Raw genomic sequence first — 13,655 nt, forward strand, 5'->3', positions numbered from 1 at the left:
GGGCATTTCGATGAGAGAGAAAGAAATTCCGGATTGGGAGAATCTGGAGGTGCTTGGGCGCAGCGTGGAGCCTTCCAATACCGGTTACATGCCATATGCAGATGTAGAAACGGCGTTGATCGGCGAGCGGGCACTTTCGCCATATTTTCAATCGTTAAATGGTAGTTGGAAATTCAAGTATGTGTCAAGTCCGTCGGAGGCGCCAGCGAACTTCTACGAACCTACCTACAAGACCGATGATTGGTCTGCCATGCCGGTACCTGGCAATTGGCAGATGCAGGGAGTTGGACGTCCGCATTATTCCAGCAGCTATTATCCGTTTCCCATTGATCCGCCGCATGTCCCTAACGATAATCCAACGGGTTGTTACCGCAGAAACTTTTACGTTTCGGATACCTGGGAGGATCGGCAAGTATTTCTCGTGTTTGAAGGTGTTGATTCCGCTTTTCATGTCTGGGTGAACGGGCAATTGGCAGGGTATGGGCAGGGCAGCCATATGCATAGTGAATTTCGCATTACTTCTTTGCTGAATGAAGGAGAGAACACGATTGCCGTGCAGGTCTATCAATGGAGCGACGGCAGTTATCTGGAAGATCAGGACAAATGGCGGTTAAGCGGGATTTTCAGAGACGTGTATTTGAAAGCAACGCCTGATGTGCATATGCAGGATGTTTCTGTACAAACCAGCTTCCATGAGAATCAGATCGATGCAGAGCTGAACCTCCGGATTGCGGTTAAATACTTTTCAAATCATGAGGAACTGCTGCACAACCATACGGTAAACGTTACGTTGATGGACGAAAAGCGCCAAACGGTATACACCGGAAAAACCAGTGCCGTTTCGCTAACGGATGAAAAAGTGCTCAACATGCACATTCCCGTCTCGGCCCCGCACAAATGGTCGGCGGAAGATCCGTACTTATACGCGTTAGTTTTGGAACTTACGGATGAGACAGGGGCTTCGTTAGAATCTGTAAGCGTTTCCGTTGGTTTTCGCGATATTGCGATCCGTAACGGGCGGCTTTTGATCAATGGCACTCCAGTTACCCTCAAAGGCGTAAACCGCAATGAGTTCCACTCCGATCTCGGTTATGCGATACCGCTGGAATCAATGGTGGAGGATATCCGCCTAATGAAGCAGCATAACATGAACGCCGTGCGAACATCGCATTACCCGAATGATACACGTTGGCTGGATCTTTGTGATCGATATGGGCTGTATGTCATCGATGAAGCGGACCTTGAAACGCATGGTTGCCATTTTATTGGCAACGAGAGCCATCTTGCCCAAGATGAGCGATGGAAAGAACCGTTTGTCGACCGTGCCCGCCGCATGGTGGAGAGGGATAAAAATCATCCGTCCATCATCATCTGGTCCCTTGGGAATGAATCGGGTTATGGAACGAACCATGACGCTATGGCTGACTGGGTGCGGGCAGCAGATCCGACTCGCCCCATTCATTACGAACGGGCCAAAGATGCCGAGGTCGTAGACATTGTTAGCTGCATGTATCCCTCCTTGGATGCACTGATTGAAGAAGGAGAGAAAACGGAAGATCCAAGACCTTTCTTAATGTGTGAATTTGCACATGCCATGGGAAATGCATCCGGCAACTTGAAAGAATACTGGGAAGCGATCTATCAGTATCCCCGGTTGCTTGGCGGCATGATCTGGGAATGGGCGGACCTCGCAGTCCGGCAGCAGACGGAGGATGGCACGGAGTGGTACGCGTACGGCGGCGATTTCGGCGATCATCCCAACAGCGGTCACTTTTGCATTGACGGCCTGGTGTTCCCGGATCGAACGATCAAGTCTTCTCTCATTGAGTTTAAAAAAGTGATTGAGCCGGTGAAGATTCATGCGGTCCACATGCCGTCCGGCATCGTAAGAATTGAGAATCGCTACGACTTCTTATCGCTTGATCATCTGAAGGGCTCGTGGCAGCTGCTGCATGACGGGGATATTGTGGAGCAGGGAGAGCTGCCGAAAACCGAAGTGCCGCCTGGCGGAGAAGCGGAGATTGCCGTTCCTTTCAGCAAGGCCTATGAGCGGTGGAAAGGCGAGTGCTGGCTCCGCATTCGGTTTACGATGCGGGAGGAGACGCGATGGGCGCCGCAAGGACATGAAGTGGCTTGGGCAGATATGCCGCTATCTACTCCACCGAGTGGCGCACCACTGATCAACGTGAAGCCGATGCACAGTTTGCGTGTGGAAGAGCAGAATACGCGACTGCTTGTAAGCGGTAACGATTTTTGTCTGGTTTGGGACAGAAACAGCGGCGCCTTGAGCGCCTTCGAATATAACGGACTTCCGCTGCTCCAGTCCGGCCCGAAAGTCAACGTTTGGCGAGCACCGATTGATAATGACGGCCGTCAAGCCAAAGAGTGGAGAAAGGCCGGTTACGATGCCTTGCAACAGCGCTTAAACGAATTTTCTGTGCAGTCGTATGGGGATCATGCGGCGCAAATTAAGGTGAAGGCAACGCTTGGCGCAGCGGGATTAGGCATATGTTTTGAGACTTGTATGGTGTATACGGTTTACGGATCAGGGGACGTGTTCCTCAAAGCCCATGTGAATCCGCGAGATGGACTCCCGCCATTACCGCGCCTTGGTTTGCAGATGGTCATGCCCGGCACCTTCGATCGTTTAGCTTGGTTCGGGCTAGGCCCGCACGAATGTTATATCGACCGCAAGGAAAGCGGGCGGCTAGGCATTTATGCAGGAACAGTGCAGGAGCAATATGTTCCTTATATTAAGCCGCAGGAGCATGGCAATAAAGCGGAAGCACGATGGGCAACCGTAACAAATACGTTAGGAACGGGCTTGTTTATAGGCGGTTTGCCAATGTTCGATGTGAGCGCGAGCCATTATGCTACGGCGAATGTAACGCGTGCGAAACATACAACCGATTTGGTTCGCTTACAGGAAACGATCGTGAACCTGGATCATCAGCAAGCTCCGATTGGCAATCACAGCTGCGGAGAAGCTCCTCCGTTGGAGCGTTATTTGCTTCATCCGAAGAAGACGATTTTTGAGCTGCGGCTGAAGCCGTTTTCGGCAAGAGATGTTTCGCCGATGCAGGTGAGTAAACGGTGGCCGGCGCCATTTTCGTTACAAGGTACCGACAGTGAAACCATGATTCCATTAACACTTCAGGGGGCGATTCGATGATTAGCCGAACATTTCCCAAAATTATGTATGGCGGCGACTACAACCCGGAGCAGTTCCCGAAGGACATATGGGATGAGGATATGAGGCTGTTCGGGCTTGCGGGCATTGATATTGCAACCGTCAATGTGTTCTCGTGGTCACTTAACCAGCCGGATGAGGAGACGTACGAGTTTGGATGGTTGGACGAAGTCATGAACAAGCTGCATGAGAATGGCATGTATGCCTGTTTGGGAACGGGGACGGCCGCGCATCCGGCTTGGATGGCGAGGAAGTACCCGGATATTTTAACCGTAACGACCGATGGGAAAAAAAGAAAGTTTGGCCGCAGACATAACTCCTGCCCGAATAGTCCGACGTTCCGCCATTATGCCGAGGTTTTGGTCCGTAAGCTGGCGGAGCGATACAAGGGCCATCCGGCGCTGCTTTTATGGCATATCAACAATGAGATAGGAATCCGCTGTTACTGTGAGAACTGTGAGCATGCATTTCGAGAATGGTTGAAAAATCGGTACGGAACGCTCGAACGGCTGAACGAGGCCTGGTATACGCGATTCTGGGGGCATACCTTCTATGATTGGGAAGACATCGTTCTTCCCAGCGCATTAAGCGAGGGACTTTCTGGAGGAAACTCCGATCAAACGGCATTCCAAGGCATGACACTGGATTATTATCGATTTAATTCGGACAGCTGGTTGGCCTGTTATCAGTTGGAATATAACGCGATCAAATCGTTCATCCCGGATGCGGTCATCACGACCAACTTCCAGGGGAACGGGACCTATAAGCCGCTTGATTATTTCAAATGGGCGCCTTATCTGGACATCGTCGCTCTTGATATATATCCAGAAAATCAAACGCCTGAAAGCTACATGGCGCTTCGTTACGACCTCATGCGAGGCTTGAAAGACGGCGCTCCCTTCATGCTGATGGAGCAGACGCCGAGCGTGTTGAACTGGAAAACGGTCAATCCGACCAAAAGGCCTGGCATTATGCGGCTTCGCAGCTATCAAGCCGTGGCACGCGGCGCCGATTCGGTGATGTTCTTCCAGCTGCGCCGCTCGCTAGGGGCTTATGAGAAATTTCACGGAGCTGTTATCGATCATGCCGGCCATGAGCATACGCGTGTGTTCAGGGAATGTACAGAGCTTGGCCAGGAGCTTAAGCAGCTGGGCAATCAATTGCTCGATGCACGGGTGAAAAGCAAGGTAGGTATTTTGTTCGACTGGGATAATTGGTGGGCAGTTGAATTAGGAGGCGGACCGTCCGCTCACTTGAAATATGTCGATCACATCCAGAAATATTACGATGCTTTTTATGACAATCATATTCAAGTCGATTTCATTCATGTGGATACAGATCTTTCACAATATGAACTTGTGGTCGCCCCTGTTTTATATATGGTGAAACCGGGTTATGCGGAGAAGCTGGAGCGTTATGTTAAAAACGGAGGAACCTTTCTCACTACGTTCTACAGCGGTGTGGCGAATGAAAATGATCTTGTCACACCTGGCGGTTATCCTGGTGAGTTGCGCGAGCTGCTCGGCATTTGGGTGGAAGAGCTGGACGCGCTGCACCCGGATCAAAAAAACCAGCTCGTGCTGCAGACGAACTTAGGAGAGCTTCAAGGCACCTACGATTGCGGCTTGTTGTGTGAGGTGGTTCATCCGGAGGGTGCGGAGACGGTTGCGAGCTTTGGCAGCGATTATTATGCAGGTTCACCGGCATTAACCCGTAACCGCTTTGGCAAGGGAGAAGCTTGGTATGCGGCAACGGATCCTAGCCGATCTTTTTTAAAGCAATGGATCAGCTATTTATGCGCAAGTAAAGGAATCTCTTCTCCCATGGAAGCACATGCTCATGCACCAAAAGACGTGGAAATCATTCAACGCCATAAAGATGAGTTTGTCTTCACTTTTGTGTTAAATCATAGCGAACAAACGCAGAAGATAAATGTAGGGATGTACGAACAAAATGAGCTGCTCAGCGGCACGAGCGTAAGCGGAGATGTTGAACTTCTGCCGAAAAGCGTCGCGATATTCCAACAGAAGAAGGAGGCGGAGACTTGTGGAAGCGCCCCAGCTGGACCGATTGCGGCATCAGTTTGAGAATCCTCCGAATGTCTACAGATCGCTTCCTTTCTGGGCTTGGAATGACGACTTGGAAGAGGGAGAGCTGAACCGGCAAGTGAAGCAAATGAAGGAGCAAGGGATGGGCGGTTTTTTCATTCATTCCAGAGACGGATTGGAAACCGTCTACATGGGTCAAGAGTGGATGAAGCTGGTGCGTTCCACCGTGGAAACAGCGAAAGCGCAGGGTATGCAGGCATGGCTGTATGACGAAGACCGCTGGCCTTCAGGCTTTGCCGGGGGACTTGTGCAAGCGCGAGGCGGTGACGCGTTCCGCGCCAAGGGGCTAACGTTAGAGGTACTTTCAAGCGCCTCCTTACAAACGGAGATTGACGACACCGACACCGTAGCACGGTTCAAAGCTGTGATTAACGAAAGAAACTTGATTCGCTGTGAAAGACTTCAAGCAGGTGCAAGCAGTGAGTTAGAAAATGACGAAGTGCTGCTTCTTTTCCGGGTTGAAATATCCGAACGGAGTGAATGGTTCAACAATGAAGCGCCTCCGGATCAATTGAATCCCGAATCGGTTGAAGCGTTCATCGACATTACCTACGAGGCTTACAAAAAAGTAGTGGGCGAACATTTCGGCCAAACCGTTCGCGGCGTTTTTACTGACGAACCGAGCCTTCATGACCGTCATTGTAAATTTACAGAGGGGCGCGGTTGGATTCCCTGGAGCTGGTCTTTCCCCGCTTATTTCCAAGAGAAACGTGGATACGATCTACTCGATCTCGTTCCTTATTTATACTTCAATGGCGAACGCTCCACAGAGGCGCGTCACGATTACTGGCGGACGATTACCGAACGATTCAGCGAATCCTATGCGAAGCAAATCGGTGAGTGGTGCGAGAACAACGGGCTTGCTTTTACCGGACATTTTCTCTGGGAAAATAATTTGGGCACAGCCACTCGTGTTTGCGGAGCGATCATGCCCAACTACCGCTATCAGCATGTGCCGGGCATCGATATGTTGACGGAGCAAACGAACGAATACATCACGGTTAAGCAGTGTACCAGTGTCGCAAATCAGTACGGGAGAAAATTCGTTCTGACCGAAACTTATGGCTGCACAGGCTGGGGCTTCACCTTTGAAGGGCAGCGATGGATCGGAGATTTCCAATTCGTACTTGGGGTTAATCTTAGGTCTCAGCACTTGGCGCTTTATTCGATCAAAGGCTGCCGGAAGCGGGATTATCCGCCTGTCTTCAACTACAACACCAGCTGGTGGAAATACAATGCGATTATGGAAAATTATTTTGCCAGATTGTCCGCTGTTTTGACAGAAGGACGCCCGGTCCGAGATGTGCTTGTGCTTCATCCGGCTTCCACCGCATGGAGTATGGTTGGCACGGGACCTTACGGTTTTCCGGCCCGAGGCAAGGACCGTGACGTTTCCGAGACGAACCGGTATGGTCACGAATTTAACGCTTTTCTCGGCAAGCTGCTGAGAGCGCACTACGATTTTGATCTTGGCGATGAAACCATCATGGCGGAAACAGGGGCCATTCACGGCAAGAAGCTTGCTGTTCATACAGCCGAGTATCAAGTCGTCGTCATTCCGGAAATTCGGACGATGCTAAACAGCACGTTCCAGCTGCTCCTGCAATTCCTTAACGCTGGCGGCAAAGCTGTCGCTGTCGGAGCTCGCCCGGAAATGCTCGAAGGCAGAGTGAGCAATCGTCTATCCGACCTCTATGATCACCCGAACATGGTCATCGTTGGGGACGCGGCTGAGGCAGCCCAAGCACTGGAAAACATACTGACACGCCAAGTCAGCATCAAGAGCGCAGAAGATGAAGAGTCTGCTGCCTGCTTGTATATGCTCAGAGATATGGGGGATCGTTATGCGCTGTTCATTGTCAATAACGACCGCGAGCGCGAACATCGCGTTCGGATCGAAGCTGCCTTGGAAGGGCCAGGCTGCATGGAAGAGTGGAAGGCATTGACTGGCGAAGTAAGCGCAGTCGACACCCGTTTTCGTCAGGGTTATATCATCTTTGACGAGGTATTCGGTCCGGCAGATTCCAAGTTGTATATTTGGCATAAGAACGGCCGCAAGGCTGAAACAGAAGGAAGCCGCGCGAACGCGGATCTAGCCGACACTCAGGTGTTAGGCCCGGTCTGCAAGTTCACGCGGTCAATGCCGAATGTGTTAACGCTGGATATGTGCTCATATCGTATCAATCACGGCGGCTGGTCGGAAGAGATGGAGGTATGGCAAGCACAGAAAGCCATCCGGTCGCTTTTGGACATGAGACAGATTTACGGCAATGGCATTGAACAAAGGTACAAATGGATTCACGAGCCTCATCCGGAAGATGGCAAGCCGGTCGCTTTCAAATTCACCTTTCCTATCACCGATGTTCCGAAGGAAGCTGTGTATCTGGTTGTGGAGTCTGCGGAACAGTACGAGATCAGCCTTAACGGCGAATCCATCGCTAATAAGCCGGATGGTTGGTTTTTGGACCGGTCGTTTGATCAGGTGCTTTTATCCGGTTTGAGAGCTGGAGAGAACGAGTTGATCTTGTCGTGCAACTATTTAAATCGCATGGAAGTGGAAGATATTTATTTGATCGGATCGTTTGGCGTCGATACTTCAAGGAGCATTATAGCCGAACCTGAAACCTTGGCCTTTGGCGATTGGTGCAAGCAAGGATATCCTCACTACTGCGGCAGCATGATTTATCATTTTGACATTCAGGTGGAAAATAAGTCGGAAAGCCGGACAGTACTGGAACTTGGCGATTATGCCGCGGTTACCATCGAAGTAAAGGTCAACGGGCAAACGGCTGGTCATGTGCCTTGGCGCAGCGCAAACCGTCTTGATTTGACGAAGCAGCTTTACGAGGGTGTGAACCGTTTGGAAGTGGAAGTCATGGGAAGCCCGCGCAATATGCTTGGACCTTTCCATCAGGCGTCGGGCGATACGCTGACAACCAGTTGGGCGTCTTTCCGCAAAGAAGGCCAGCATTTTACTCGCGACTATCAATTGAGCCCTTATGGCTTGTTTGGGCAAATGACACTATACACAGAGAGATGGGAACGGAGGTTTGAGCATGAAAATCCATAAGTGGGGGCTAGTTCTATCGTTCTTCCTCTTATGCGCCGCATTATTGCCTGCGACTGCATTCGCCTCGGTGAAATACTCCACGTATACCAAAGACAGCCGGGGAAATTTAGTATGGCTTCAGCCGGCGTATTTCCCGCTGGGGGTCATCGGGCAGAATCTGATGGCGCCAGATCCGGGCAACAAGTCGGTTCAGATGAGTTCGCCGATGAAAAATCCGAAAGACATCTTCATCGATGCGAAAGGTGAAGTTTATATCGCGGATACGGGCAATAACCGTATCGTACATATGACAGAATCCGGGCAGCTGCTGCGTTACATTACCCTGCCAGAGAACCCTTTTAATAAACCAGAAGGTGTTTTCGTAACCAATGATGGCAGCATCTATGTCGCGGATACAGGCAACAAACGAGTGCTTAAGCTGGATGCCAGCGGCAAGGTCATGCAAGAGTACAAACGGCCGGAATCCCGGTACATTCCCGATACATTTGTTTTCGATCCGGCGAAGGTCATGGTTGATGAACGTGAGTTTATGTATATTGCTGTACACGGCAGCTATGAAGGGCTTGTGATGCTTGATCCGAAAGGCAAATTTCAAGGTTTCTTCGGTGCCAACGGCACGGCGATTTCCCCGTTAGACGCTTTGAAAAGAATGCTTTACACCAAAAAAATGTACGCCAATGAAGTTGCTAAGAGACCCGAGCCGATCAACAGCGTAGCGACGGACAAAAACGGCTATATTTTTACAGTGACGGGCGGAACAGCTACAACGAATCAATTGAAAAAGCTGAATGTAAAAGGCGATAACTTGCTGCGCAGCTCCTCGAAACCGTTCGGAGAAACAGCCCCATGGGACGTGCCGGCGGAGGGAGTCATGACAGGTCCTCAACTAACGGATGTCGCGGTCGATCAGAGCGGCAATATGATTGTTGTGGATCAGCAGAATAAATATATCAGCCATTACGATGGATCCGGTAATTTATTGTACTTCTGGGGCGGCGCATCTGCGATCGGTTCCTCGCAGGTCGGACTGTTGAAAAGTCCTGTGGCGCTTGATGTTAATGAAAGAAACGAGCTGTTTGTCCTGGACGATCAGGAAAATATTGTGCAAGTGTTCCGGTTGTCCGAGTTTGGGCAAAAGGTAGACCAAGCCAACCAGCTTACCCTGGCTGGCCGATATGAGGATAGCGAGCAGCCATGGAGAGAAGTGCTGCGTTTAAACGGGCAATTCGCTCCAGCTTATCTGGGGCTTGCGAAGTCAGCTTTTAAAAAAGAACAGTACGAAACAGCAAAAGATTTGTTCAAAGAAGCGGGAAATCAACAAGGGTACTCCGATTCTTTCTGGCAAATCAGAATGCTGTGGCTACAGAGTAACTTTTCTTGGATAGCGAGCGTCATCCTGCTTGGTGTAATCTTATACACCGTTACCAATAAGCTCACCGCAAAGCGTGAATTCCGGGTCAGATGGCGCAATCGACCGAAGAGTCAGAATCGTTTCCTCTCGAATTTAAGGCTTGCTCTGCATGTATTAAAACATCCGATTGACGGTTTTTCCGCCATTCACTATGAGAACAAAGGCAGCTACTTGAGCGCCAGTATCGTTCTGCTAGGTGTATACGCGTCTCTGATTATCAGCCAGTTCGCGACTAGCTTTTCTTTTAATCCGAAGACTTTTGTGGATATTTACTCGACGTTCACGCAATTTTTCATCGTTTGGATCGCTTGGATTGTGGCTAACTACCTGGTCAGCTCGATTTATCGGGGCGAGGGACGCTTCAAGCACATTTTCATCGGCAGCGCCTATGCGCTCTTGCCTTACATAGCTATTGGCATCCCGCTTGCTTTTATATCCAATGTTATGACGATGTCCGAGGCATCGATTTATCATTTCGTGGGCAATGCGATGACGGTATGGATCGGGCTGCTTATTTTCTGGAAAATTCAGAACGTCCATAATTACACGTTTGGTGAAACGATCATGAATGTTTTCCTTACGTTATGTACGATGCTTGTCATCGGTGTGCTTATTTTCATTATTATGGGACTTACCAGTGATCTTGGATCGCTACTTTATCAGATGTATCAGGAGGTGACCTTGAGATGATCCGGATGATCAAAACCAATAAAACAGCCATCATCGTTACCATCCTGATCTTGGCGGCCGTCGTCACCTTCCTGACCCGTGCCAAATTTGAGTTCAAAGATTCGGGACAACGCAGTTCGCAAGCGGTGCAGCAAAATACGACGGTAGAAGCAGCGAGTGTTCCCGCCAAACTGCCGCTCGATACCGATTTCAAGCAAGTTGCAGAATCCGAGACGTTGAGATTGAAAATGGACGACAAGACGGGACATTTTATCGTCGAGGACAAACGGAACGGCAATCTGTATCGCTCTTACCCAGATCCGAAATATTGGTCGAAAGAGAAAATTTCGGAGACCTGGAAAAAGCATTTGGCTTCGCCGCTGATGGTCCAATATGTGGATTTTTCCAAAAATATTTTGCAGGCCAAAGAGACGAATCTGGCAGCGGAAGGCGGAAGCATCAAGGATATTCAAACGATTCCAGGCGGTTTCAAGCTTGTTTACGAGTTTCCTGTGACGGGCTTCACGATTCCTGTCCAAGTAACGGTCGCTCAGGATTACGTTGAGACGAAAATCTTGCAGGAAGGCGTTAAGGAGACCAAAATGGGTCTCGTTTGGGTCAGACCTTATCCCTTCTTAGGTGCAGAGTACACAGACGGACAGGACGGATACTTGTTTATTCCGGATGGTGCAGGAGCTCTGGTGCGATTCAAGGATAATCAATTAAATGTCAACAAATTGTATGACGAATTAACATACGGCCAAGATATTGCATTCCCGGGAATCAACAACAATCGGAATAAAGTCATGATGCCGGTCTTCGGTATGAAGTCGGGATCGAAAGGCTTTCTGGCCGTGGTGCACGAAGGCGATGAGTATGCCGACGTGGTCGCTGCTCCAGCAGGTGTCCTAAGCAATTACAACTGGATTGGGGCCCAGATGAACTATCGTTCCAGCTTCTTGCAGTTTACAACAAGAAATACGAATGTCCCTGATTCGTGGGGATATGTCGACTATGATCGGGATCACATGTTTGGGAGCGATCGTTCCATTCGTTATTACATGTTGGATGAGAAGAAGACGGATTACGTCGGGATGGCTGAAACTTACCGCCAGTATTTAATGAAGGAGAAAGCGGTCAAACCGGTTACCGTCAAAGACCCGAATATCCCGTTATATACGAACATCATCGGAGCCGATCGGGAAAAAGGGGTCATTAGCGACCGCTACCTTAATTTGACCACGACGAGCGAAGGCATTCAAATTATGAATTCCCTGCATGACAAGGGCATAAACAATATGTCGCTCACCTTCACGGGCTGGCAAAAGGGCGGCTACAGTTCCTTTGGCCAAACGTTCCCGGTGGATTCCCGCCTTGGCGGAGACTCCGGCATGAAGGCATTCATCGATCATGCGCATGGACTTGGTTATCCGGTGTATCTGGAAGCACAGTATTCCTTGAATAATACCAAAGGCGGCGGGTTCGACGAGAAGTTTAACGCTATGGTTAACTTAGCCGGCCGGACGCTGATGCAGAGCCCTTTGTTCAACCGGGAGAGAACGCCGGTCGTTAGCGATAAATACATCGAACAGATGGTGGATAACGATTTGCCGAAATATAAAGCCATGGGTGTCGACGGACTTGCCGTCGGATTGCTGGGCCAGAGGTTGTACAACGATTACAACACGGGGTACGGCTCCTCAAGAGACGAGGCCCGCAAAATTCAAGAGCGGATTTTGCAAAAAATCAAGGATACGCTTGGCGGTGTACAGGGTGAGAAATCCAATGTCTACGCACTGCCGCATATCAATTACATTCGAGACATGGTATATGACAATTCCTATGACTTATTTTCGGATGAATCGGTGCCCTTCGCCCAAATTGCTACACACGGATTAGTTTCCTATTCATCGGAATATGTGAACAACCGCCAGGAAGACGTGAACGATTTCTTAAGGGACATCGAATATGGAGCGGCACCATCCTTCGTATTCACGAAAGCTGAAACGAAGAAATACGTAAATTCTTACGGCTTGCGCTTCTATAACACGTATTACCCGGATTGGGAGAACTTTGCATCCGAGCAGTATAAACGCTACAACGAAGCCCTTGGAGATGTGCAGGATCAGTTTATTACCGGGCATCGGAAGCTTGCTGAAGGTGTGAAAGAAACGACGTATGCCAACGGAAAAAGAATTATCGTGAACTATAATTTGACGGAATACCGGAACGGGGATTTGGCCGTACCGGCTCATAACTTTGTTGTTATTCGAGGAGGGGGAGGCAAATGAATCGGAAAGCGAGACTGAGGTCATCCCTGATCGAATATTTGGAAGGAACGTTGTTCATCGCTCCGTGGTTCATCGGGTTTATCTTTTTTATGGCGTTCCCGATCGGCTATTCCTTGTTTATGAGTTTTCAGGATGTAACCATAACCGCAACCAAGACGACGACCCGTTACATTGGCTGGACGCATTATAAGTACATTCTGTTTGAAAACGGAAGCCTGCTGTACAATCAACTGCTGCCTTTCCTGCGCCAAGCGCTTTTCATGATTCCGATCATTGTCATATTCGCGCTGTTAATTGCGATTATTTTGAATCAAAAATTCCCCGGACGCACGTTTTTTCGGGCCATCTTCTTCCTACCCGTCATTTTGGCGACAGGCGAGGTCGTGAAGGAATTTCTGACGCAGGGCGAAGGCGATCTCGGCTTTATGTCCAAATTTAACATTTCAGGCCTTATCCAGGCTAACTTATCGGCCACTTGGTCCGATCCGCTGATTTCTATTTTGAACTCGTTCGTACTTATTCTGTGGTATTCGGGCGTGCAAATTATGATCTTCCTGGGCGGCAGGCAGACGATTTCGAATTCCGCTTATGAAGCAGCCCGAATTGATGGCGCAGGACCTTGGGAAACATTCTGGAAAATTACGCTGCCTGCCATGACGCCGTTCATTTTCCTCAATTTGATTTATACCGTGGTCGATCTCTTTACGTTTCCTACCAATCCGATTTTGTCGAAGGTACGGGAGAGCGAGTATGGACAATACAGCGCTTTGTTCTGGATCTACTTCATGATCATCGCCTTTTTCTTAGCGATCCTATTCATTATTTTCGCCAGGGTGACGAAATCACATCGTGCTTAACAAGTTTACGACAGGAGGGATGACGCTATGTTTCGTATCAAATTGAAAGAAGAGCAGAC

Annotated in this window: 6 protein-coding genes; all 6 read left to right on the plus strand. The window is 49.5% G+C overall.

The features are described 5' to 3' along the window. The first annotated feature begins 10 nt into the window (after positions 1-10). From ACKTT9_RS12640 to ACKTT9_RS12665, 6 genes are read left to right on the plus strand one after another with little or no spacing between them, the layout of a single operon-like run. Positions 11-3,172 (plus strand): glycoside hydrolase family 2 TIM barrel-domain containing protein, encoded by a 3,162-nt coding sequence (locus tag ACKTT9_RS12640; protein ID WP_407871849.1) that lies wholly within the window; start codon positions 11-13, stop codon positions 3,170-3,172. Further along, positions 3,169-5,277 (plus strand): beta-galactosidase, encoded by a 2,109-nt coding sequence (locus tag ACKTT9_RS12645; protein WP_407871850.1) that lies wholly within the window; start codon positions 3,169-3,171, stop codon positions 5,275-5,277. The genes ACKTT9_RS12640 and ACKTT9_RS12645 overlap by 4 nt, the downstream gene beginning before the upstream one ends. Next, positions 5,237-8,368: a glycosyl hydrolase gene (locus ACKTT9_RS12650; RefSeq protein ID WP_407871851.1), complete on the plus strand. Its 3,132-nt coding sequence runs from the start codon at positions 5,237-5,239 to the stop codon at positions 8,366-8,368. The genes ACKTT9_RS12645 and ACKTT9_RS12650 overlap by 41 nt, the downstream gene beginning before the upstream one ends. Continuing rightward, positions 8,355-10,469, plus strand: coding sequence for a YIP1 family protein (locus tag ACKTT9_RS12655; protein WP_407871852.1), 2,115 nt, complete (start codon positions 8,355-8,357; stop codon positions 10,467-10,469). The genes ACKTT9_RS12650 and ACKTT9_RS12655 overlap by 14 nt, the downstream gene beginning before the upstream one ends. Continuing rightward, positions 10,466-12,739: a DUF5696 domain-containing protein gene (locus ACKTT9_RS12660; RefSeq protein WP_407871853.1), complete on the plus strand. Its 2,274-nt coding sequence runs from the start codon at positions 10,466-10,468 to the stop codon at positions 12,737-12,739. Before ACKTT9_RS12655 ends, ACKTT9_RS12660 begins: the two co-directional genes overlap by 4 nt. Then, positions 12,736-13,596 (plus strand): carbohydrate ABC transporter permease, encoded by an 861-nt coding sequence (locus ACKTT9_RS12665; protein ID WP_157318086.1) that lies wholly within the window; start codon positions 12,736-12,738, stop codon positions 13,594-13,596. Before ACKTT9_RS12660 ends, ACKTT9_RS12665 begins: the two co-directional genes overlap by 4 nt. The last annotated feature ends 59 nt before the right edge of the window (positions 13,597-13,655 follow it).

Source organism: Paenibacillus sp. P36 (assembly GCF_045866505.1).
Lineage (GTDB): Bacteria > Bacillota > Bacilli > Paenibacillales > NBRC-103111 > Paenibacillus_E > Paenibacillus_E chondroitinus.

What these genes read in the sequence shown, in the direction of transcription:
- ACKTT9_RS12640 (WP_407871849.1), top strand. Translation starts at nt 11, where the DNA reads ATGAGAGAGAAAGAAATTCCGGATTGGGAGAATCTGGAGGTGCTTGGG.
- ACKTT9_RS12645 (WP_407871850.1), top strand. Translation starts at nt 3,169, where the DNA reads ATGATTAGCCGAACATTTCCCAAAATTATGTATGGCGGCGACTACAAC.
- ACKTT9_RS12655 (WP_407871852.1), top strand. Translation starts at nt 8,355, where the DNA reads ATGAAAATCCATAAGTGGGGGCTAGTTCTATCGTTCTTCCTCTTATGC.
- ACKTT9_RS12660 (WP_407871853.1), top strand. Translation starts at nt 10,466, where the DNA reads ATGATCCGGATGATCAAAACCAATAAAACAGCCATCATCGTTACCATC.
- ACKTT9_RS12665 (WP_157318086.1), top strand. Translation starts at nt 12,736, where the DNA reads ATGAATCGGAAAGCGAGACTGAGGTCATCCCTGATCGAATATTTGGAA.